The organism is Halorussus halobius (assembly GCF_004765805.1).
Classification (GTDB): domain Archaea; phylum Halobacteriota; class Halobacteria; order Halobacteriales; family Haladaptataceae; genus Halorussus; species Halorussus halobius.
In genome coordinates, this window is record NZ_ML219773.1 from 964,318 (window position 1) to 984,282 (window position 19,965).

Here is a 19,965-nt window from a genome sequence, read left to right on the forward strand (position 1 = left end):
TCGTGCGAAATCCTCGCAGTCTGTCAGTAAAAATCCTGTGACGACGGCTCCGAGCGCGAATACCCCTACGTTAAAACGGTCCACTCCGTAGGCCCGGGCACATGAGCGGAGGACACGAGTCAGGGGCCGGAGGGAGCCCGTACGCACCACACACCGCCGCGGAGACCGAAGCGATGCTGTCGGCCGTCGGCGCGGACGACGTGACCGAACTGTTCGACATCCCGGAGTCGGTGGCGTTCGACGGCGAGTTCGGCATCGAGGCACGAACCGAGCAGCGAGCCGAGCGCCACGTCCGGGACCTGCTGGCGCGCAACGAGGACCTGACCGAGTTCCTCGGGCGGGGCCACTACGACCACTACGTGCCCTCGCTGGTCGACCACATCTCCCAGCGCTCGGAGTTTCTGACCTCCTACACCCAGTACCAGCCCGAAATCACGCAGGGATTCCTGCAGGCGCTGTTCGAGTACCAGTCGATGCTGGTCGAGCTGACCGGGCTCGAGGTCGTCAACGCCTCGATGTACGACCACGCCACCGCGCTCGCGGAGGCGGCCCTGCTCGCGGCCCGCGTGCGGTCGACCGACGGCGACCGCGTGCTGGTGCCCGACTACCTGCTCGAGGCCCGCCGGGACGTCCTCGACAACTACGTCGACGGCGCGGGCCTCGCCGTGGAGACGTACGCCACCGACGACGGCAACGTCGACCCCGAGGCGCTCGCCGGGACAATCGACGACGACGCCGTGCTGGTGTACGCCGAGAACCCGACCACGCTGGGCACCGTCGAGGAACACCTCGGGGCCGTGGGCGACCTCGCCGACGACCACGGCGCGCTGTTCTGTCTCGGCTCGGACCCGGTCGCGCTGTCGGTGCTCGAAGAACCCGAATCCGTCGGCGCGGACGTGGTCGTCGGCGACGCCGCGACCCTCGGCTTGCCGACCGCCTACGGCATGGGGCTGGGCCTGTTCGCCTGCCGGGAGGAATTCGTCCGGCAGGTCCCCGGCCGGCTCGTCGGCGCGAGCCAGGACGACGCCGACCGCCGGGCCTACACCCTGACGCTCCAGACCCGCGAACAGCACATCCGGCGCGAGCGCGCAACCAGCAACATCTGCACGAATCAGGCGTGGGTCGCGCTCCGGACCGCCATCCACGTGGCGTCGCTCGGTCCCGACGGCCTCGTCGACCTCGCCAACGACTGCGTGCGCCTCGCGAGCGACCTCGCCGACCGACTCGACGCGGTCGACGGCGTCGGCGCGCCGGTCCACGACCGCCACCACGTCCGGGAGTTCGTGGCCCGCACCGACCGGCCCGCGCACGCGGTCGCCCGCGACCTCGAAGCCGAGGGGTTCGCGGTCCACGCGGTCGGCGACCACGAGGTGCAGGTCTGTGTCACCGACGCCAACCGCCACGCCGTCGACGACCTCGTCGCGGCCGTCGAGGAGGTGGCCTGAGATGCGCTACGACCAGGCCCGCTGGACGCAGGATGGCGACGCTGAACGGTCTCAGGACGACCAGTACGAACCCCTGCTCGACGAGAAGCACACCGACGAGGTCGCCGTCGAGTCGCCCCTGCCCGACGAGTTGACCCGCGACAGCCTCGAACTCCCGGACCTCTCGGAACCGGAGCTCGCGCGCCACTACACCCGGCTCTCCCAGATGAACTACGGGGTCGACTCGGGGCCGTACCCGCTCGGGAGCTGTACGATGAAGTACAACCCCAAGTTCACCGAGGACGTGGCCGCGCTCGGCGACGCCGCCGTCCACCCCGCCCGGTCGGACCGCAGCGTCCAGGGCACGCTCGGGCTGCTCCACGGCCTGCAGGACTACCTCGCGCGCATCGGCGGGATGGACGCCGTGAGCCTCCAGCCGCCGGCCGGCGCGGCCGGCGAGTTCACGGGCATCCTCGTCGCCAGGGCCTACCACGAGCACCACGGCGAGGGCGACCGGCGCGACGAGATAATCGTGCCCGACAGCGCCCACGGCACCAACTTCGCCAGCGCCGCGCTCGGTGGCTACGACGTGGTGGAACTCCCCTCGGGCGAGGACGGCCGGGTCGACCTCGAAGCGCTCGAAGCCGCCGCGAGCGACCGCACCGCGCTGTTCATGCTCACCAACCCGAACACGCTCGGGCTGTTCGAGCGCGACATCGAGGCCATCGCCGAGATAATCCACAACGCGGGCGGGCTGCTCTACTACGACGGCGCGAACCTCAACGCCCTGCTGGGCCGGGCCCGACCGGGCGACATGGGCTTCGACATCATGCACTACAACGTCCACAAGACGTTCGCCACGCCCCACGGCGGCGGCGGACCGGGCGCGGGACCGGTGGGGGTCACCGACGAACTCGCCGAGTTCCTGCCCGCGCCCCGCGTCCGCGAGGTCGGGCGCGACGAGGGCGAAGGGCGAGGAACGGACGGCGTGTACGAGCTGTTCGACCCCGAACACACGGTCGGGAAGGTCCACGGGTTCGAGGGCAACTGGCTCGTCCTCGTCAAGGCCTACGCCTACATCGCCCGGCTGGGCGACGACGGCCTCCGGGACGCCTCCGCGAAGGCCGTCCTCAATGCCAACTACCTCGCCGAGCGGATAGAGTACGAGGTTCCCTTCGAGCCGTTCCACCACGAGTTCGTCGCCAGCGCGGGCGACCAGGACGCCGCCGACGTGGCAAAGCGCATGCTCGACTACGGCGTCCACCCGCCCACGACCAAGTGGCCCGAGATCGTCTCCGAGGCGCTGATGACCGAACCCACCGAGATAGAGGGCAAGGACACGCTCGACCAGCTGGCCGACGCCTTCAATCGGGTCCTCGCGGAGGACGACGCGACCATCGAGGACGCCCCGAACCGCACCACGGCCCGGCGCATCGACCAGACCAGCGCGGCGCGGGACCTCCGGCTGTCGTGGCAGGCGCTCGACGACGAGTGAACGCGGGCGGCGCTCCGACTCAGAGGACGCTTCGAAGCCCCGCGAGTACGTCTTCGGGGTCGAACGGCTTGGTGACGTAGCTGTCCGCGCCCGCCTGGACCGCCTGTTTCATCTTCTCCTCCTGGTCGACGCTGGTCACCATTACGACAGCCGGCGGGCGGTCGGCGGACTTTATCTCGGTGGTCGCCTCGACGCCGTCCATCTCGGGCATCATGATGTCCATCGTGACCGCGTCGGGCGCGTGGCGCTCGAACAGTTCAACGGCCTCGACGCCGTTCCCGGCCTCGGCCACGACGTCGAACCCGCTCTCGACGCCCTGCCGTATCATCGTCCGCTGAAAGTCGCTGTCGTCCACTATCAACAACTCGGGGGCCATCGTCGATATGGTGCTGGAGGGTTGAACTCGTTAAATATCTGCCGGAGGTGCGACTCGACGCGCTCACCGGCCGACGAGCGACCTGAGCGCCGAGTATCCGCCGACCAGCACGAACAGGCCGCCGATGGCGGTGAAAAACAGCGGGCTGTTCGACGTCTCGTTCACGAGGAAGGCGTCGCTCGGCGAGTTCGGGTCGACGTACGCGGCGACCGTCTCGCCGGCCTGATAGTCCTCCAGCACCGATTCGGCCGCCGACCGGGTGTCGTAGTCCTTGGTTATCGACCCCGGGAAGACGCTGTTTCCGGTGTACGACTCGCCCTGATAGCTGTACTCGAAGGTGGCTTCCGGGCTGTAGTCCGGCCCGCCGCGTCTGGACGACGAGGCGTCGACGCCGGTCTCGACCACGGTGGCGTCGACCTCGACGGCGTTCTCGACCGCCTGATTCTGCTGGACGTAGTCGTAGACGCCGAACCCGCCGGCTCCGAGGCCGACCAGCACGACGAGGAGGGACCTCCGGAGCGACACCGCGCTCAGACTCCGTCCGCCGATAGTGATACCGGAATCGCGGGGCATGGACCCGCGTACCGGGAAGAACTTGTTAACTCTGCTGATTGGTCGCGCGGACCTAGTCGAGGAGCGTCGGCTGGGTCGCCTTCTCCGAAATCTCCTCGCGGAGGTGGTCGGCGAACGCCTCGACCGCGACGTCGTCGCGCTCGCGCTCCTGTCGGTCCCGGACCGAGACGGTGCCGGCCGCCTCCTCGTCGTCGCCCACGACCAGCATGTAGGGGACGTTGTCGTCGTGGGCCTGCTGTATCTTCTTGCCGACCGTCCACGACCGGTCCTCGATTTCGACGCGGAAGTCGCCGAGATACCGGTTCTTGAGCTGTTTGGCGTAGCCGAGGTTGTCGTCGCTCACGGGCAGGATGCGGACCTGCTCGGGCGCGAGCCACGTCGGGAACCGACCCTTGAAGTGTTCGATGATGACGCCCATGAACCGCTCGAACGACCCCAGCAGCGCGCGGTGGACCATCACCGGGCGGTGTTCCTCGTTGTCCTCGCCGACGTACGTCAAATCGAGGCGCTCGGGGATGTTGAAGTCGACCTGGACCGTGCCGATGGTCCACTCGCGGCCGATGGCGTCGACCGCGTTGATGCCGATTTTCGGGCCGTAGAAGGCGGCCTCGCCCGCCTCGACGTCGTACTCCAGCCCCTCCGAGGCGAGGGCGTCCTTCAGCGCGCTCGTGGCCTGTTCCCAGATGTCGTCGCCGCCGACCGCGTCGTCGCCTTTCGTCTCCAGTTTGTACTGGACGTCGAGGTCGAAGTGGCCGTAGATGTCGTCGATGACGCCGAGCGTGCGCACGATTTCCTCGTTGATCTGGTCGGGGCGGATGAACGCGTGGCCGTCGTCCTGAGTCATACCCCGGACCCGCAGGAGGCCCGAGAGTTCGCCCGACTGCTCGTTGCGGTAGACGGTGCCGAACTCCGAGTAGCGAACCGGAAGGTCCCGGTAGGAGAACTGGTGGTCGTCGTAGACGTGGGCGTGGTTCGCGCAGTTCATCGGCTTGAGGCCGTACTCGGTGTCGTCCTGCATCCACGCGAACATCTCGCCCGCTTCCTTGAACGTGTCGTAGTGACCGGTGGGCTTCCAGAGGTCGGCCTTGTTGAGTTCGGGCGTCCACACCTCGTCGTAGCCCAACTCGTCGTTTTTCGTCCGGATGTAGTCCTCCAGTTCGCGCCGGATGGTCATCCCGTTCGGGTGGTAGTGGGGCGTCCCCGGCGAGTGGTCCGGGATGGAGAACAGGTCCATCTCCCGACCGAGCTTGCGGTGGTCGCGCTCCTCGGCCTCCCGGCGGCGTTCGAGGAACGCCTCCAACTCGTCCTCGCTCTCGAAGGCGGTGCCGTACACCCGCGTCAGCATCTCGTTGTCCTCGTCGCCCCGCCAGTACGCGCCCGAGATCGACAGCAGCGCGAACCCGCCGATCTCGCCGGTCGACTCGACGTGGGGGCCCTTGCAGAGGTCCTCGAACTCGCCCTGCTGGTAGAACGAGACCGACTCGGCGTCGGCGGCCTCGTCGTCCAGAATCTCGCGCTTGAACGGGTTGTCCTCGTAGGCCTCGAACGCCTCCTCGCGCGAGCGCTCGAACCGCTCGAGGGTGAGGTCCTCCTCGATGACGTCGTAGGCCTCCTCCTCGATGGCGTCGAGGTCGTCCTCGTCCAGTTCGACGCCGTAGACGTCATAGTAGAACCCCTCGTCGGTCCACGGCCCGATGGTCAGCTTCGCCTCGGGATAGAGCCGCTCGAGCGCCTGCGCGAACACGTGGGCCGCCGAGTGGCGCAACACGTCGAGGTACTCGTCGCTGGAGGGCGTGACGATTTCGAGGGTCGCGCCCTCGTGGAGCTCGCTGGCCCTGTCCACGAGGTCGCCGTCCACGACGCCGGCGACGGTGTCCCGGCCGAGGCCGGGCCCGATCTCGTACGCTGCGTCCTCGACCGTTGCCCCCTCCTGTAGCTCCAGCTCGGAGCCGTCCGGGAGGGTGACCGTGATGGTGCTCATGTTTCCTGTACGGTCCCGGTCGAGTGATAACCCTTTCTAAGCGCGAGTTATCCCGGGCCGGGCGTCGACGGTCTCGCCGGCGGGCGGACAACCGCGGACCGGCCGGAGGACGTCGACTGCCGTCCGTCTCGCCGGAACCAAAGCGGTTATAATCTTTTAGGCTAACCTAAAACACATGCCCGACGCCACCACCCAGCCCTCCCGCACGGAGGGCCGACCAGTCGTACACCCGCCGCACGCGCGGCCGAACGCCGAGCGGTCGACGCCGCCGGGTCGGCGTCGGCCGCGGTCGAGGTAGTGTCGGCCGCCGACTATGGCTGTCACCACACGCGTTCACGACGCCATCGACCGGGTCGACGCCGAGCAGGAACACGTCGCCGACGAGCTGTCCGCGTTCGACCGGTTCGAGGCGGGCGTGCGCGACCTCGACCCGGTTTCGCCGGTCGCGTCGGCGGCGTCGTCCCGCACCGCCGGCGACGCCGGTCTCGTCACCGGCGCGTTCCAGCACAGCGTCGCGGGACCCGACCGGCTCGACCGAGTCCGGGACCTCTTCGCCGAGACGGTGCGGCCGTACAGCCTCGCCGACGTCGGCGGGTCGGAACCGCTCGTCGAGACCATCGGCACGGAACTCGGCGAGGAGATCGCGACCGCGGTCGCGCCGGCGACGCGGGGGCGGTTCACCGCCGACCTGAAGCGGGCCATCCTCTCGTCGGTCGAACAGCGCCGGGCCGAACTCCGGGCGATGGACCGGGCGCTCGCCCGCGAGGCGGAGTCGCTCGACGCGGCCCTCGACGCGTTCGAGTCGATGGCCGACTGGCTGGTCGAGGCCGACGAGACCCCACTCTCGGCGCTCGGGTTCGAGGCCCTCAGGGAGCGCCACGGGGTGCTCGACGACTACCGGGCCCGTTGCGAGGCGGTCGCCCGCGAGCGCCAGGAGGTCTTGCACGCCACCACGTCCTACGAGGGGGCGGCCGGGCTCGTCCATCGGTCGCTGGCCGGCTACCTCTACGAGGACCTACCGACCACCTACCCGGTGCTGTCGACTGCGGTGCGGTTCGACGCGGTGTGCGAGGCGTGCCAGCGGGCCGTCCGCGACCACCTCACCCGCCGAGCGTAGCGGGCTCGCGAGAACGTCGGTCAGGCCGTCGCGGAGTCGATGTCGCCGTCGATGCGCACGAACCGGTAGTCACACTCCGGACAGCTCCACTTGGTCTTCAGTCCGAGGTGGAGGTTCGTGCTCGCAGTCCGGTAGAACGTCCGCTCGGTGCCACACTGGGGACACTCGCGGTCGAGTTCCTGGGCCATGTTCGAACGTCGTCGCGGCGCGCATTTGAGGATACTGGTTCGGGCCGCCCGCGATAAACCCCATTTCGGTGTATCAAACCGAAGTATCCGGCGGACGCTACCTTCTTGGCGGTCGCGCCCGACCGTTCGGACGTGTCCATCACTCTCTACGCGCTCGACGGCTGTCCGTACTGCGAGAACGTCGAAGCCGCGCTCGACGACCACGGCGTCGAGTACGAGACCGAGTGGGTCGAGGCGCTCCACTCGACGCGTGACGAGGTCAAGCGCGTCAGCGGCCAGCGCTCGGTCCCGGTCCTCGTCGACGACGAGCGGGGCGTCACCATGGGCGAGAGCGACAACATCGTCGAGTACGTCGAGACGTCGCTCGCGTGACCCGGGCGTTCGGGCCGGGAGTTAAGGGGCGCGGGCCGGAAGGCCCGGGCATGAAGATATACACCGGACGAGGCGACGAGGGCCAGACCGACCTCCGGGACATGTCCCGCGTGTCGAAGGCCAGCCCGCGCATCGAGGCGTACGGCACGGTCGACGAACTCAACGCGCTCGTCGGACGGATTCGACCGAGCGGCCACGACGACGTCGACGACCACCTCCGGCAGGTCCAGAACCACCTCCACGTCGTGCAGGCCGACTTCGCCAATCCGGACCCCGACGAGGACGACCCGGCGGTGGGCGAGAACCACGTCGAGCAACTCGAAGCGTGGATGGACGGCTACGACGACGAACTCGAACCGCTCCAGTCGTTCATCCTGCCCGGCGGCAGCGAGGCCGGCGCGTCGCTCCACCACGCCCGGACGGTCTGCCGGCGGGCCGAGCGCCGCGCGGTCGCGCTCGAAGCCGAGGAGGACATCAACGACGCGGCGGTCACCTACCTGAATCGGCTGTCGGACGCGCTGTTCGTGTTCGGCCGCGTGGTCAACCAGCGCGAGGACGTGCCCGAGGAGTCGCCGACGTACTGACGGGACTGCTCCCTTTTCGGCGGGCTCACCGCCAACACGGGTTTCGAGCCGTCTCGACCAATCACTGATTCCGCGCCTTCTCCACCGACCACGGAATTCCGCGCCGACTCGACCAACGCCGGGTGGGACTGAAAGGGGCTGCCCGCTCTCGGGCCGCAGGCCCGTGGTCGTCTCAGCGACCACTATCCGACGCAACTACGTCCGTCGGATATGTCGCTGAGCGACCGAGAGCGGGCGGGGGCTTTCTACACCGCGTTCGCGGTCGTCCCCGAATCAGTGTCGACCGTGACCGGATGCGCCACCGCATCAGCGACCGTAACTCGTCTTGAATCCGTGAGAACCGCCACCGTACCAGCAACTGCGACCGCAACGGCCACCGCGACCGTGACCATAACAGCAACCGCAACCGCGACGGCAACCGCAACCGCGACGGCAACCGCAACAGTACCTGCGATCGCCGTTACTCTTGAGCCAATGAGAACCGCGACCGCGTCCGCTACCGCAACAGCAACGCTATCCGCAACAGCAACGCCATCCGCAACCACACCAGCAGCCGCCACTGCGACCGCAACGCCATCCACAACAGCAACTCCCGAAACACCGACCACGTCAGGTCGCCGAGACCGACACGTTAATTCCCTCCCAGCGGCTTGAGGCATCTAAGCATGCGGGTACGCGAGTGGACGGACATCGTCGAGGACGTGGTCGAGCAGGACGTCGACCCCGACGGCTGGCGCGCGGTCGGCGGCAAGCGCTCGGGCGGCGTCGGCGAGGACCTCTACGTCGGCCACCCGCGCGGCGGGGTCTTCCTGCTCAAGACCTACGCCAAGAATCCCTACGACGTCAAGGGCGTGGGCACGCGAGTCGCGCGCAAACTCGACGACGAAATCGGCTCGTTCCTGCCCGACGACGGCGCGGAGGGCCGGTTCGCTGTCCAGCAACCGCCCGACGACGAGGACGACGCCGAGGAGACCGCCCGCAACGTCGAGGCGGTCGTGAAGGCCCACGCCGACGCGCCGACCACGCCCGACGCTTTCTTCGAGGACCTGATGGACGCGATGGACACCCCGGCGTTCGGCCCCATCGACTTCGACCGGTACGACCGGCCGGCCGCCACCGACGAACTCTCCGACCGGTTCGAGGAGGCCGAAGAGTTGCTCGACGCGGAACTCGACGACCTCGTCGACGCCGACGACGTGGGCCGGGGCTTCCAGTAGCGGGCCGGGAGCGACCGCGAGGCATCCGACGCCCCGACTCGACGCCGTCGCGTTCCGAACCGACCACGTTTAAGCGCGTCCGCCGCCACGACTCGTGCATGAATCCGACCCAGAGCGTCGAGTCGCACCCCGGCACGGTCCGGGACGGCGATTCCCTCGAATCGGCCCCGGTCGAGCGCGCGGCCGTGGTGCAGTTCGGTCCGAGCCACCGACTCGCGGGCTCCGATTCGGCCACCGAACCCGACGGCGCGCCGCGCGACCTCTGACGATGGTCGGGCCTGCATCCGAGGCGGAACAACGGTCGTCGATGAACCGGCTCAAGGCCGCCGTCGTGGCGCTGGTGGGCGCGTCGGCCGGGCTGGTCACCCTGTCCGGCGGCGGCTCCCCGGCCCAGATTGCGGCGGCCGTGGTCGCGGGGCTTGCGGTCGGGGCGGTGCTGTTGGCCTATCTCGTCAGAATCGCGTGAGTCCGTTTCGTCGTCGCTCTCAGGGACGCACGCGCGCCAGCCACTTCGCCGGGTCGGCTATCTCCTCGTCGGTCGGCAGGTTCTCCGGGCGGTCCCACACCGCGCTCGCGCCCTCGATGCCGCGCTCGGCCGCGACCGCGTCGAAAAATGCCTTGCCCCGCTCGTACTGGCGGCGCTTCAGCCCGAGGCCCAGCAGTCGCCGGACCAGCTGCGAGAGCGGGTCGCCGCCGCGTCGCCGGGCCTCCATCTTCCGGCGGAGGTCGGCGTACTCGTCGTCGAACGCGCCGTCCATCAGGAGTTCGGCGTACCCCTCGACCGCCGTCATGGCGGCGTCGAGCTCGCGGAACGCCTCGCGGTCGAGGCTGCCCCGCGCCAGCGCCTCGATGCCGTCCTCCATTCGGGATTCGAGGTGCCCGGACAGCCACGGGGCCGCGCCGAACTCGGCGGCGTGGGTCACCTCGTGGAACGCTATCCAGCGCCGGAACCGGTCGTAGTCGACGTCGAGCTCGCGGGCGATGCGGTCGATGTTCGGCCGGACGAAGTAGAGGGCGTGTTCGTCGCCGTCGGCGAGCAACAGCGGGTCGTACTGGCCGAGGACGTTGTTCGCCAGCACCGACAGCATCACCGACATCGTGCCGGTGTTGATGGTGCGGGCGACCCCGGGCATCACCACCGGGCCGTACTCCTCGACCGGCTTCATCACGCGCCGGAACGTGTCGACGTTGGCGTCTATCCAGTGGTGGCGGTTCTGCACTTCGATGGTCTCGGGGACGTCGAACTCCGAACCCGACACCTCGCGGACGCGGGCGCGGGCGTCGCGCACGTCGGCCGCGTAGCCCTCGCGCTCGCTGGCCGAGAGGTCGAGCGGACCCGGGTCGGTCGCCGCCGTGGCCGCCTCGCCGACTGCTCGCCAGTCGATTGGCCCGTCGCCGGACGCGTCGGCGATAGCCCTGACGCTGCGATAGAGACTCACGGGGTCGAGTTGGAGCCGAGCGGTCAAAATCCTTCTGCCGGTCCGTCGCAGCCTCGCCGAGCCTCGGTCGGCGGCGGTCCCTCGACGGACTTCAGTCGTCGGCGGTCCCCTCGACCGCCCGCGTCCCGTCGTCGAGGGGCGGGCTCTCCCAGTACTCGTGGTCGTCGACCTGCCGGAAGCAGGCCGACCGGTGGTCGCCGGCCGCGTCGAGTTCGTAGTCGGCGGGCGTCTCGGCCCGGCAGGCCTCGCGGGCGTACGGACACCGGGTGTGGAACCGACAGCCCGAGGGCGGGTCTCGCGGCGAGGGCACGTCGCCCGACAGCGTCCCGACGTCCCGGCCCTGCTCGCTGGTGTCGGCGCGCGGCACGCTCTCCAGCAGCGCCTCGGTGTACGGGTGGCTGGGGTTCTCGAATATCTCCTCGGTGGGCCCGAACTCGACGATCTCGCCCAGGTACATCACCGCGACCCGGTCGGAGATGTGCCGGACCACGCTCAGGTCGTGGGCGATGAAGAGGTAGGTCAGCCCGAACTCCGCCTGGAGGTCGTCGAGCAGGTTGAGAATCTGGGCCTGCACGCTCACGTCCAGCGCCGACACCGGCTCGTCGCAGACGATGAAGTCCGGTTCGAGCGCCAGGGCCCGCGCGATGCCGACCCGCTGGCGCTGGCCGCCCGAAAACTCGTGTGGGTAGCGGTCGACCTGGCCGGCCGACAGTCCCACGCGTTCGAGCAACTCTTCGACGCGCTCGCGGCGCTCGGCCTCGGTGCCGACGCCGTGGACGTCCAGCGGTTCGCGGATTATCTGGCCGGCGGTCATCCGGGGGTCGAGACTGGAGAAGGGGTCCTGAAAGACGACTTGCGCGCGCTTGCGGAACTCGTTGAGGTCGTCGGTCTCGAACACGTTCTGGCCGTCGAACTCGACCGCGCCGCCGGTCGGCTCGCGGAGCCGCAGCAGGGTCTCGCCGGTGGTGGACTTGCCACACCCCGACTCGCCCACGAGGCCCAGCGTCTCGCCCTCCCGGACGTCGAAGCTCACGCCGTCGACCGCCTGCACGCTCTCGGGCTCGTTGCCCAGCAGTCTGTCGAGCAGGTTGTCCTGCTCGAAGTAGTATTTTTGGAGGTCCTCGACGCGGACGAGCGGGTCGTCAGTCATCGGCGTTCACCCCCTCGGCGTCGCCGGCAGCGTCGGGCCGTTCCACGAAGTAGCCCTCGGGAAGCGCCTGCGACTCGTCGTACTCGTGGTCGGCGAGGACGCAGCGCACGCCGTGGTGGCCCGCGTCGACCTTGGACTCGACGGGGTCGCCCGGGTCGGCGGCTCCGTCCGGCGAGCCCGTCGGAGCCGCGTCGGCGTCGAACTCCGGCGGGTGGCTCAGACACTCCTCCATCGCGTACGGGCACCGGTCGGCGAAGTAACAGCGGTCGCCCATCTCGCTGTCGTAGAGGTCCGGCACGTTGCCCTCGATGGGCTGGAGCCGGGCGGCGGGGTCGTCGAGGTCCGGAATCGACCCGAGCAGCCCCTGCGTGTACGGGTGGACCGGGTCGTCGAACACGTCCCCGAGCGTGCCGCGCTCGACGACCTCGCCCGCGTACATCACGCCCACCCGGTCGCACATCCGGGCGATGACGCCGAGGTTGTGGGTTATCATCACGATGCTCATGCCGGTCTCGGCCTGCAGGTCCTTGAGCAGGTCCAGAATCTGGGCCTGGATGGTCACGTCGAGCGCGGTGGTCGGCTCGTCGGCGATGAGCAGGTCCGGCTCGCCCGCCAGCGCCTGGGCTATCATCGCGCGCTGTAACATTCCGCCCGAGAACTGGTGGGGGTACTCGTCGGCTCGGTCGGCCGGGTCGGGGATGCCGACCTGTTCGAGCAACTCGACGGCCCGGTCGCGGCTCTCCTCGGTGACGTACTTCCGGGAGGGCAACACGGTGCTCGACAGCATGTCGAACAGTCCGTACCCCTGGGTTCGCGACCGGGTCGAGCGCGGGTTGGCCCGCGCCCGGCGCTGGACCTCGACCGCCTCGGCTATCTGCTCGCCCACCGTCAGCGACGGGTTGAGACTGCTCATCGGGTCCTGGAATATCATGCTGAACGACGGCCCACGGAGCGCCCGTCGGACGCTCTCTGACACCCCGCGCACGTCCACGAAGTCGCCGTCGACCGCCTCGGGGTCGTCGACCTCCTCGGCGAGGTCGGGGTTGCGGTACCACACCTCGCCGCTGGTGACCCGGCCGGGCGACTCCACGAGGTCGACGACCGACAGCGCGGTCACGCTCTTGCCCGACCCGGACTCGCCCACGATGCCGAACACCTCGCCGTCCCGCACGTCGAAGTCGACCGACTCGACCGCGTTGACCTGCCCCTCCTCGGTGAAGAATCGGGTCGAGAGGTCCCGAACCCGGAGCAGGTCGCGTGCGTCGTCGGCCATCAGACGCCACCTCCCTCGCCCTCGATACCGGGGTCCAGGGCGTCCCTGAGCCAGTCACCCACGAGGTTGATGCCGATGACCGTCAGCACGATGGCGATGCCGGGCATGGTGGATATCCACCACGCGGTCGCCAGATAGTCCCGACCCTGTGCGATGTCGAAGCCCCACGAGAGAGTCGTCCCGGAGAACCCGAGGAACGACAGCGAGGATTCGAGCAGGATGATGGCGGCGATCTGGATGGTCGCCAACACGAGGATGGGGGTCACGCTGTTGGGCAGGACGTGCTTGCGGATGATGAACCCGTCGCCTGCGCCCACCGACCGCGCGGCCTTGACGTACTCCTCGCCCTCGATGGACAGCGCCTCGCCGCGCGCGACCCGGGCGAACCACACCCAGTTGACCAGCCCCACGACGAGCACGACCGTCCCGGGCAACGCGAACGTCTCGGGCATCCCGGATTCGAGTCCGGCGATCACCAGCGGGTCGGGAATCGGTATCGACGCCTTGCCGAACAGTCCGACCAGCGCGACCGCCAGCACCAGCGACGGGAACGCCAGCATCACGTCGGCGCTCCGCATCAGCGCGTCGTCGACCTTCCCGCCGTAGTAGCCCGCCGCCAGCCCGACCGACACGCCGAGCAACACTGCGATACTGGTCCCGAGCAGTCCGACCAGCATCGAGGTCCGCGCGCCGTAGATGACCCGCGAGAGCATGTCCCGTCCCAGCGAGTCGGTCCCGAGCGGGTGGGAGGGGTCGGCCTCGACGTAGACCGTCTCGTTGACGATTTCGATGCTCCCGTTGACCATCTCCGAGGAGGTCTCGGTGGTCTCGGCGCTGAAGCCCACGGGCGGCAGGTTCGACTGGTCGAGGTTCTGGGTCGTGGGGTTGTGGGGCGCGAGTATCGGCGCGAACGCCGCCACGAGGATGACGGCGGCGATGAGCACCACGCCGAGTTTGGCGAGCAGGCTGTTGCGGAACTCCTTGCGGAGGTTCCGAACGGTTCGCGGGGAGAAACTCCCCGGAAGGGCACGTCCCGCGACGCCGAGCAACCTGGCCAGCAGTTCGGTTATCATTCGCCTCTCACCTGCGGGTTGATGTACGCGTAGGTCGCGTCGACCGCGATGTTGAGTATCACGAACCCGGCTCCGATGACCACCAGCGACCCCTGTATCAGCACCCAGTCGCGGTCGTTGATGGCGTTGATGACCACCGTACCGAGGCCGGGCCAGTTGAACACCGCCTCGGTGATGACCGCGCCGCCGATGAGCGTCCCGAGCTGGAGGCCGAGCACCGTGATGACCGGAATCAGCGTGTTCCGGAGGACGTGCTTGTACCGGACCAGCGTCTCGGGCAGCCCCTTCGCGCGGGAGGCCTGGACGTAGCTCTTTCCGAGTTCGTCGAGCATCCCGCTCCGTGTCAGGCGGGTGATGAGCGCGGTGAAGTACGTCCCGAGCGTGACCGCCGGGAGCGTGATGTGCCACAGCCACGTCCGGAGGCCGCCGGGGTCGAGGTCGGTAAACAGCAGTTCGAGCGCGGGCAGGAGTCCGATCGGTCGCCGGCTGGTCGGGAACACTTCCAGCCCCACGCCGAGCAGCAACACCAGCATGATGCCCAGCCAGAAGTTGGGCGTCGAGATGCCGACCAGCGAGAACGTGGTCGCGGCGTAGTCGGCCGGCTCGTGGCGTCTGGTCGCGCTGATGACGCCCAGCGGGATGGAGATGACGATGGCCACGACGCTCGCGGCGACCGCCAGCTCCAGCGTCGCGGGCAGCCGGTTGAAGATTCGGGCGGCGGCCGGCGTGCCGTTGATGAACGAGTAGCCCATCTCCCCCTGCAGCAGCTCGACCAGATAATCGAAGTACTGGACGTACAACGGTTGGTCGAGCCCGAGTTCCTGTGCGATGTTCGCCCGAACCTCCGGCCCGGCGTCCAGCGGCGCGATGAACGTGATCGGGTCGCCCGGCGTCACGAACCGCAGCATGAACACCACGGTCACGACGCCCCAGATCACGAACACGCCCTGCAGGATTCGCCTGAGCAGAAACCGCCCCATCGACATGCTTGTGCGCCACTCTGTAACGCAGCTACAAAAAAGCCGTAGTGTCGGAGGTACGTCCTACTCGGACGGGCTCATCGCGTAGGCGTTGATGCGCTCGTCGCTGCGAGCTTCCCACGAGACGCGGTCGTTGACGCCGTAGACGCTGTACTGGCGGTTGAGGAAGACCCACGGAGCCTGCTCGTGGACGACCGCGTTCAGCTCCTGGAGGATGGACTCGCGCTCCTCGGCGTCGGGTTCGCTCTGGGCCTGCGCGTGGAGGTCGTCTATCTCCTCGTTCGAGAACGAGGTGAGCGAGCCGTCGGTCGTCATCAGCGAGCCGATAGTGAGCGCGCCCTCGAAGGTGGCCTCGCCCCAGCCGAGCAGGTAGAACGGCGGACTCGTCGTGATGTCGCCGTTCGTGACCTCGCCCGCCAGCGAGGAGAACTCCCGCTGGTTGTACGAACACGAGACGTTCGACAGGCTGTCGATCTGGTCGGCGACCGCCTGGGCGATCTCGACGTCACGCAGGTACCGACCCGTCGGGCCGTCGAGGGTTATCTCCGCGCCGGCGAAGCCGCTCTCCTCGACCAGCGACTCGGCCTGGTCGGGGTCGTACGGGTAGGGGTCGAGGTCCGGGTTGTGGCCGACGAACCCTTCGAGGGTGGGCTGGGCCGTGGGCGCACCGAACGTCTGGAGGACGTTCTCGATGATGCTATCGAGGTCGACCGCGTAGTTCATCGCCTGCCGGAACTGCTGGCTGCTGAATGGCTCGACGTCGTACCGCATGGCGGCGAACACCAGTCGGGTACTCGGGACGGCCGACAGTCGAGTGCCGTCGTTGCCCCGGACCCGCTCGGCGTCTTGGGGCGGTACGTTGACGATGACGTCGGTTTCGCCGCTGAGCAACTGGTTGACTCGGGTCCCGGACTCGCTGGCGGCGGTGAACGTCAACTCGCTCACGTCGGCCGCGCCGTCCCAGTAGTCGTCGTAGCGTTCGAGGACGACCTGCTCGTCCTGGCTGTACTCGGCGAACTGGAACGGCCCGGTGCCGTTCATGTTCTGGTTGATGTAGGCGCTCTCGTTGTCCTCTATCCACGACTGCTGGACCATGTCGCCGTACGTCGCGAACGACGAGAAGACGGTCGGGTTGAACCCGTCCGAGGAGACGTCGATCGCGCTGTCGGCGTCCGAGGAGACCTCCGCGCCGGTGACGCCCGCGAGCTGGTCGTTCTGCGGGCTCTCGAAGTCGACCTCGGGGTCGACGATGCGGTTGATGCTGTAGGCGGCGTCCTGGGGCGTGAAGTCGTCGCCGTTGTGGAAGGTGACGCCGTCCCGGATGGTGAACCGGACGAGTCCGTCCTCGACGCGCTCGTACTCGGTCGCCAGCCCCTCGATGGTCGCGCCCTCGCGGTCGCGGGCGAGCAGCCCCTCGTACGCGTGGAGGACCACGTTGTCGGTCGAGGTCTCGCGGTGGTCGTGGGGGTCGAGGCCGGTCGGCATCTGGCCCTGCGTGATGGTGACCTCGAACTCCCCGGCCCCGCCGTCGCCTTCCTCCTCGGTCGTCTCGGTCTCCTCGTCGGCGACCGTCTCGGTGTCAGCACCGTCGTCGTCGGCGGTCGTCTCGGCGTCGGTCGTCTCCTGGTCGCCCCCGCCGCTACAGCCGGCGAGCGACGCGGCGGCCGCAGCAGCGCCGGCCCCCTTGAGGAACGTCCGTCTGGATGTATCTTTGTCGTGCACCATACCGAGTACAACATCTACTATGATATAAATATGCTGTGGTGAACTACAGCAGTCGCCGCTCTCGTCGTTCGTTCGCCCGTCCGTCGATGCCGGGCCGTAAGTTTAAGTTTCCCCGAATCGAAGCGGCATACATGGCCGTTCACGGCCGTTCCTCCCAACTCCGGGCACTGTTCGACGAATCGCCCACGCCGCACATCGCCCACCCGCCCCGAACGCACCACCGGGACTTCTACGTCGCCACCGACGGCTCCTACAGCCTCGACGGCGACGAGGGCGGGCTGGGCGTCATCATCGAGACCCGAGACGGCGAGCGGGTCGCGCGACTCGCGCTCCCCGACCGCACGGTCGCGGACAACAACGTCGCGGAGTACCGGGCGCTCCACCTCGGCCTCGACGTGCTCGCCGAGCGCGCGCCGGCCGACGCCCGGGTGGGCGTCCTCGTCGACCACGACGACCTCGGGGCCAACGTCAACAGCGCGGCGCTTGCGGCCCGACGCGCCGACCGCTCGCCGCCGCGGCGGCTGACGGTCCCGCCGGCGGGGAGCAACCACTGGCGGGGCATCCGCGCTCGGGTCTGTCGGTTCGACGAGGTCCGGGCGGCGGTGCTCGCGAGCGGTCAGAACCCGGCCCACGCGCTGGCGAACGCGCCCGGCGAGTACGCCCACGTCAACCGGGAGTCCGACCGCTGTCTGCTCCCCGACGCCCCCGACTCGGGCGAGGCCCAGATTCCGCCGCCGTCCCGGGCCGACCGGCGCGCGAGCGACTGACGCCGCCAGTCGACCGGGCGTACCTCACTGTTTAGGCCCACCGTTCATCGTGGTCCGTGCGAAAGCGTCGGCCGACGCGCCAGCATGAGCCACGAACGCGCACCGACGAACGACCGAGGGGCATCGACGGGCTACGGAACGGCCGTCTTCGACGACCGACCGGGCGGCGCGGAACTGGACGCGCTGTTCGAGGCGCTCGCCGACCAACAGCGCCGGCGCATCCTCGCGTACCTCGACGACTGCGAGGGCGACGCGGCGACGGTCGCCGACCTGACAGACGGCATCGCTCCGGGCGTCGACGCCGCGAGCGCGAGCTCCGATTCCGGCGACGACGCGTCGACCGGCGAGCGCGAGCGAGTCGCGACCAGACTCCACCACGTCCACCTCCCGAAGCTTGCGGAGGTCGGACTGGTGGAGTTCGACGACGGGAGCGGCGTCGTCCGGTATCGGGGCGGAGCGGTCGTCTCGGATTGGCTCGAACTCGCGCGGTCGGACTGATTGGGCGTCGGGACCGACCCGGCGTGGGACGGACGCCGCCGGTTCGGGTCTGTCCCGTCCGAACGCCCGCGGAATCGACGGCCTGGCTCGGGCCGGTACTGAGTCGGGCGCGGGCCGGTAATGAAAAAGGACTTATCGCGCGGGGTCGACGCTCGCGATATGAAAGCCGTCGTTCTCGCGGGCGGATACGCGACCCGGCTCTGGCCCATAACCAAGCACCGGCCCAAGATGTTCCTCCCGGTCGGCGACTCGACGGTCATCGACCAGATATTCGCCGAACTGGAGGCCGACGACCGGATAGAGGAGGTGTACGTCTCGACCAACGAGCGGTTCGCCGACGACTTTCGCGACCACCTCGCGGACAGCGAGTTCGACAAGCCGACGCTCACGGTCGAGGACACCTCCGAGGAGGACGAGAAGTTCGGCGTCGTCGGCGCGCTGGCCCAGCTGTTCGACCGCGAGAACGTCACCGACGACACCCTCGTCGTCGCGGGCGACAACCTCATCAGCTTCGGCGTCAGCGACTTCGTCGACTTCTTCGCGGAGAAGGGGTCGCCGACGCTGGCGGCCTACGACGTCGGCTCCCGCGAGCGCGCCAAGTCCTACGGGCTGGTCGAACTCGACGGCGACGAGGTGGTCGACTTCCAGGAGAAGCCCGACGACCCGGCGAGCACGCTGGTCTCTATCGCCTGCTACGCGTTCACCGCCGAGACGCTCCCGCTGCTCGACGAGTACCTCGAAAACGGCAACAACCCCGACGAACCCGGCTGGTTCGTCCAGTGGCTCCAGCAGCGCGAGTCGGTCCACGCCTACGCCTTCGACGAGGCGTGGTTCGACATCGGTACGCCCGAGAGCTACCTCGAAGCGGTGGCGTGGAAACTCGACGGCGAGAACCGCATCGCCGACTCCGCGACGGTCGAGAACACCACGGTCGGTGAGAACGTCCACGTGATGGCGGACGCGGAACTGGTCAACTCCAGCGTCAACAACGCCATCGTCTTCCCGGGCGCGACCATCCGGGACTGCGACGTCCGCGACTCCATCATCGACGAGAAGACCCGCGTCGAGAACATGGACCTCGCGGGCGCGCTCATCGGCGCGCACACCCAGATTCTGAACGGGGAGTAATCGAGCGTCGTTCCCGCGGTCACTCCCGAACGCCCAGGTACGCCACCCGGCTCTCGAACTCGCCGCCCCGTAGCAGGTCGAGGACGTGGGCGACCGCGCGGTGGTTGCCGTCCACGACGTACGCCGGGTCCTCGCCGTCTTTCAGGACGACGAGCCGGCTCTTCGGGGCTCCGTCGGCGATGGCGTCCGCGAGGTCGACCACCTCGCCGACGTCCTTGGGCGTCTCGGCGTCCAGTTTCGCCACGTCGTCGGCCCCGTGGACGCGCTCGGCGATGGACTCGACGCGGTCGTCGTCGGCCAGCGCCCGCCAGTCCTCGCCGTGGGGACCGACGACGACTCGGAGGTCCCGGAGCGCCTCCTCGGTGAGGTCGACGCGGTACCAGTCGGCCGGGTCCGGGGTGAACGCCCGCTTTGCGATGGGCGCGCGCTCGAACAGTTCCGCCCGGAGCGCAGGTTCGGTTTCGAGAGCGTCGGGGTCAGGCGGGTCGTCGGTCGCCCCGTCTCCCTCCTCGCGGAGCCAGTAGCGTATCACCCGCTCGGGCGAGACCGGGTCGGGGTCGCCGCGGAGGTGGTCTTCGATGCTCACGGGTCGTTTCGAAGGCGAC

23 protein-coding genes are annotated in these 19,965 nt (G+C 68.8%); 11 read left to right on the plus strand and 12 right to left on the minus strand.

What is annotated here, in order from left to right:
• Positions 1–101: 101 nt before the first annotated feature.
• Together gcvPA and gcvPB are read left to right on the plus strand one after the other, a co-directional pair.
• Positions 102–1,445: an aminomethyl-transferring glycine dehydrogenase subunit GcvPA gene (gene gcvPA / locus EPL03_RS04885; protein ID WP_135828198.1), complete on the plus strand. Its 1,344-nt coding sequence runs from the start codon at positions 102–104 to the stop codon at positions 1,443–1,445.
• Between the two features lies 1 nt (position 1,446).
• Positions 1,447–2,919 carry an aminomethyl-transferring glycine dehydrogenase subunit GcvPB gene (gene gcvPB, locus EPL03_RS04890; RefSeq protein ID WP_135828199.1) on the plus strand — a complete coding sequence of 491 codons (1,473 nt, stop codon included), beginning with the start codon at positions 1,447–1,449 and terminating at the stop codon, positions 2,917–2,919.
• Between the two features lie 19 nt (positions 2,920–2,938).
• Here gcvPB and EPL03_RS04895 read toward each other — a convergent pair whose 3' ends face one another.
• The 3 genes from EPL03_RS04895 to thrS all read right to left on the minus strand — a co-directional run bounded on the left by EPL03_RS04895 (position 2,939) and on the right by thrS (position 5,849).
• The gene (locus EPL03_RS04895; RefSeq protein WP_135828200.1) at positions 2,939–3,295 is read right to left on the minus strand and encodes a response regulator; all 357 of its coding nucleotides are present in this window, start codon (positions 3,293–3,295) and stop codon (positions 2,939–2,941) included.
• Between the two features lie 63 nt (positions 3,296–3,358).
• Positions 3,359–3,868 carry a DUF3592 domain-containing protein gene (locus EPL03_RS04900; RefSeq protein WP_135828201.1) on the minus strand — a complete coding sequence of 170 codons (510 nt, stop codon included), beginning with the start codon at positions 3,866–3,868 and terminating at the stop codon, positions 3,359–3,361.
• 52 nt (positions 3,869–3,920) lie between these two features.
• Positions 3,921–5,849, minus strand: a complete 1,929-nt coding sequence (gene thrS, locus EPL03_RS04905) for a threonine--tRNA ligase (protein WP_135828202.1) — start codon at positions 5,847–5,849, stop codon at positions 3,921–3,923.
• A 313-nt stretch (positions 5,850–6,162) separates the two neighbouring features.
• Here thrS and EPL03_RS04910 point away from each other — a divergent pair, with 313 nt between their 5' ends.
• Positions 6,163–6,966: a DUF7260 family protein gene (locus EPL03_RS04910; protein WP_135828203.1), complete on the plus strand. Its 804-nt coding sequence runs from the start codon at positions 6,163–6,165 to the stop codon at positions 6,964–6,966.
• A 20-nt stretch (positions 6,967–6,986) separates the two neighbouring features.
• Here the strand turns inward: EPL03_RS04910 and EPL03_RS19775 are convergent, their stop codons facing one another.
• Positions 6,987–7,154, minus strand: coding sequence for a DUF7838 family putative zinc beta-ribbon protein (locus tag EPL03_RS19775; protein ID WP_168216180.1), 168 nt, complete (start codon positions 7,152–7,154; stop codon positions 6,987–6,989).
• A 132-nt stretch (positions 7,155–7,286) separates the two neighbouring features.
• Here EPL03_RS19775 and EPL03_RS04915 point away from each other — a divergent pair, with 132 nt between their 5' ends.
• Together EPL03_RS04915 and EPL03_RS04920 are read left to right on the plus strand one after the other, a co-directional pair.
• Positions 7,287–7,526 carry a glutaredoxin family protein gene (locus tag EPL03_RS04915; protein WP_135828204.1) on the plus strand — a complete coding sequence of 80 codons (240 nt, stop codon included), beginning with the start codon at positions 7,287–7,289 and terminating at the stop codon, positions 7,524–7,526.
• Positions 7,527–7,576: 50 nt separating this feature from the next.
• Positions 7,577–8,110, plus strand: coding sequence for a cob(I)yrinic acid a,c-diamide adenosyltransferase (locus tag EPL03_RS04920; protein ID WP_135828205.1), 534 nt, complete (start codon positions 7,577–7,579; stop codon positions 8,108–8,110).
• Between the two features lie 245 nt (positions 8,111–8,355).
• Here the strand turns inward: EPL03_RS04920 and EPL03_RS04925 are convergent, their stop codons facing one another.
• Entirely contained in the window at positions 8,356–8,718 is a 363-nt protein-coding gene (locus EPL03_RS04925; protein WP_135828206.1) for a hypothetical protein, read from the minus strand.
• Positions 8,719–8,775: 57 nt separating this feature from the next.
• On the opposite strand from EPL03_RS04925, the gene EPL03_RS04930 reads away from it, so the two are divergent.
• The 3 genes from EPL03_RS04930 (at position 8,776) to EPL03_RS04935 (ending at position 9,793) form a co-directional block, all read left to right on the plus strand.
• Entirely contained in the window at positions 8,776–9,327 is a 552-nt protein-coding gene (locus tag EPL03_RS04930; RefSeq protein ID WP_135828207.1) for a hypothetical protein, read from the plus strand.
• 98 nt (positions 9,328–9,425) lie between these two features.
• Positions 9,426–9,593, plus strand: coding sequence for a hypothetical protein (locus EPL03_RS19780; RefSeq protein WP_168216181.1), 168 nt, complete (start codon positions 9,426–9,428; stop codon positions 9,591–9,593).
• A 2-nt stretch (positions 9,594–9,595) separates the two neighbouring features.
• Positions 9,596–9,793 carry a hypothetical protein gene (locus EPL03_RS04935; RefSeq protein WP_135828208.1) on the plus strand — a complete coding sequence of 66 codons (198 nt, stop codon included), beginning with the start codon at positions 9,596–9,598 and terminating at the stop codon, positions 9,791–9,793.
• A 19-nt stretch (positions 9,794–9,812) separates the two neighbouring features.
• Here EPL03_RS04935 and EPL03_RS04940 read toward each other — a convergent pair whose 3' ends face one another.
• The 6 genes from EPL03_RS04940 to EPL03_RS04965 all read right to left on the minus strand — a co-directional run bounded on the left by EPL03_RS04940 (position 9,813) and on the right by EPL03_RS04965 (position 16,967).
• Entirely contained in the window at positions 9,813–10,766 is a 954-nt protein-coding gene (locus EPL03_RS04940; RefSeq protein ID WP_135828209.1) for a zinc-dependent metalloprotease, read from the minus strand.
• Positions 10,767–10,857: 91 nt separating this feature from the next.
• Entirely contained in the window at positions 10,858–11,916 is a 1,059-nt protein-coding gene (locus EPL03_RS04945) for an ABC transporter ATP-binding protein (RefSeq protein ID WP_135828210.1), read from the minus strand.
• Positions 11,909–13,189, minus strand: a complete 1,281-nt coding sequence (locus EPL03_RS04950; RefSeq protein ID WP_135828211.1) for an ABC transporter ATP-binding protein — start codon at positions 13,187–13,189, stop codon at positions 11,909–11,911. Before EPL03_RS04950 ends, EPL03_RS04945 begins: the two co-directional genes overlap by 8 nt.
• Positions 13,189–14,262: an ABC transporter permease gene (locus tag EPL03_RS04955; protein WP_135828212.1), complete on the minus strand. Its 1,074-nt coding sequence runs from the start codon at positions 14,260–14,262 to the stop codon at positions 13,189–13,191. Before EPL03_RS04955 ends, EPL03_RS04950 begins: the two co-directional genes overlap by 1 nt.
• Complete coding sequence (locus EPL03_RS04960) at positions 14,259–15,248, minus strand: ABC transporter permease (protein ID WP_135828213.1); 990 nt, start codon at positions 15,246–15,248, stop codon at positions 14,259–14,261. The genes EPL03_RS04955 and EPL03_RS04960 overlap by 4 nt, the downstream gene beginning before the upstream one ends.
• Positions 15,249–15,305: 57 nt before the next feature.
• Positions 15,306–16,967 carry an ABC transporter substrate-binding protein gene (locus EPL03_RS04965; protein ID WP_135828214.1) on the minus strand — a complete coding sequence of 554 codons (1,662 nt, stop codon included), beginning with the start codon at positions 16,965–16,967 and terminating at the stop codon, positions 15,306–15,308.
• A 131-nt stretch (positions 16,968–17,098) separates the two neighbouring features.
• Between EPL03_RS04965 and EPL03_RS04970 the strand changes: the two genes are divergently transcribed.
• From EPL03_RS04970 to EPL03_RS04980, 3 genes are all read left to right on the plus strand, one after another.
• On the plus strand, positions 17,099–17,734 hold the full coding sequence (locus EPL03_RS04970) for a reverse transcriptase-like protein (protein WP_135828215.1): 636 nt from the start codon (positions 17,099–17,101) through the stop codon (positions 17,732–17,734).
• A gap of 84 nt (positions 17,735–17,818) precedes the next feature.
• Positions 17,819–18,232, plus strand: a complete 414-nt coding sequence (locus EPL03_RS04975; RefSeq protein WP_210424898.1) for an ArsR/SmtB family transcription factor — start codon at positions 17,819–17,821, stop codon at positions 18,230–18,232.
• Between the two features lie 159 nt (positions 18,233–18,391).
• Positions 18,392–19,360 (plus strand): sugar phosphate nucleotidyltransferase, encoded by a 969-nt coding sequence (locus EPL03_RS04980; protein WP_135828216.1) that lies wholly within the window; start codon positions 18,392–18,394, stop codon positions 19,358–19,360.
• Between the two features lie 19 nt (positions 19,361–19,379).
• On the opposite strand, the gene EPL03_RS04985 is transcribed toward EPL03_RS04980, so the two are convergent.
• Positions 19,380–19,946, minus strand: a complete 567-nt coding sequence (locus EPL03_RS04985; RefSeq protein ID WP_135828217.1) for a hypothetical protein — start codon at positions 19,944–19,946, stop codon at positions 19,380–19,382.
• Positions 19,947–19,965 lie beyond the last annotated feature (19 nt).

What these genes read in the sequence shown, in the direction of transcription:
- gcvPA (WP_135828198.1), top strand. Translation starts at nt 102, where the DNA reads ATGAGCGGAGGACACGAGTCAGGGGCCGGAGGGAGCCCGTACGCACCA.
- gcvPB (WP_135828199.1), top strand. Translation starts at nt 1,447, where the DNA reads ATGCGCTACGACCAGGCCCGCTGGACGCAGGATGGCGACGCTGAACGG.
- EPL03_RS04895 (WP_135828200.1), bottom strand. Translation starts at nt 3,295, where the DNA reads ATGGCCCCCGAGTTGTTGATAGTGGACGACAGCGACTTTCAGCGGACG.
- EPL03_RS04900 (WP_135828201.1), bottom strand. Translation starts at nt 3,868, where the DNA reads ATGCCCCGCGATTCCGGTATCACTATCGGCGGACGGAGTCTGAGCGCG.
- thrS (WP_135828202.1), bottom strand. Translation starts at nt 5,849, where the DNA reads ATGAGCACCATCACGGTCACCCTCCCGGACGGCTCCGAGCTGGAGCTA.
- EPL03_RS04910 (WP_135828203.1), top strand. Translation starts at nt 6,163, where the DNA reads ATGGCTGTCACCACACGCGTTCACGACGCCATCGACCGGGTCGACGCC.
- EPL03_RS19775 (WP_168216180.1), bottom strand. Translation starts at nt 7,154, where the DNA reads ATGGCCCAGGAACTCGACCGCGAGTGTCCCCAGTGTGGCACCGAGCGG.
- EPL03_RS04920 (WP_135828205.1), top strand. Translation starts at nt 7,577, where the DNA reads ATGAAGATATACACCGGACGAGGCGACGAGGGCCAGACCGACCTCCGG.
- EPL03_RS04930 (WP_135828207.1), top strand. Translation starts at nt 8,776, where the DNA reads ATGCGGGTACGCGAGTGGACGGACATCGTCGAGGACGTGGTCGAGCAG.
- EPL03_RS19780 (WP_168216181.1), top strand. Translation starts at nt 9,426, where the DNA reads ATGAATCCGACCCAGAGCGTCGAGTCGCACCCCGGCACGGTCCGGGAC.
- EPL03_RS04935 (WP_135828208.1), top strand. Translation starts at nt 9,596, where the DNA reads ATGGTCGGGCCTGCATCCGAGGCGGAACAACGGTCGTCGATGAACCGG.
- EPL03_RS04945 (WP_135828210.1), bottom strand. Translation starts at nt 11,916, where the DNA reads ATGACTGACGACCCGCTCGTCCGCGTCGAGGACCTCCAAAAATACTAC.
- EPL03_RS04950 (WP_135828211.1), bottom strand. Translation starts at nt 13,189, where the DNA reads ATGGCCGACGACGCACGCGACCTGCTCCGGGTTCGGGACCTCTCGACC.
- EPL03_RS04955 (WP_135828212.1), bottom strand. Translation starts at nt 14,262, where the DNA reads ATGATAACCGAACTGCTGGCCAGGTTGCTCGGCGTCGCGGGACGTGCC.
- EPL03_RS04960 (WP_135828213.1), bottom strand. Translation starts at nt 15,248, where the DNA reads ATGTCGATGGGGCGGTTTCTGCTCAGGCGAATCCTGCAGGGCGTGTTC.
- EPL03_RS04965 (WP_135828214.1), bottom strand. Translation starts at nt 16,967, where the DNA reads ATGGTGCACGACAAAGATACATCCAGACGGACGTTCCTCAAGGGGGCC.
- EPL03_RS04970 (WP_135828215.1), top strand. Translation starts at nt 17,099, where the DNA reads ATGGCCGTTCACGGCCGTTCCTCCCAACTCCGGGCACTGTTCGACGAA.
- EPL03_RS04975 (WP_210424898.1), top strand. Translation starts at nt 17,819, where the DNA reads ATGAGCCACGAACGCGCACCGACGAACGACCGAGGGGCATCGACGGGC.
- EPL03_RS04980 (WP_135828216.1), top strand. Translation starts at nt 18,392, where the DNA reads ATGAAAGCCGTCGTTCTCGCGGGCGGATACGCGACCCGGCTCTGGCCC.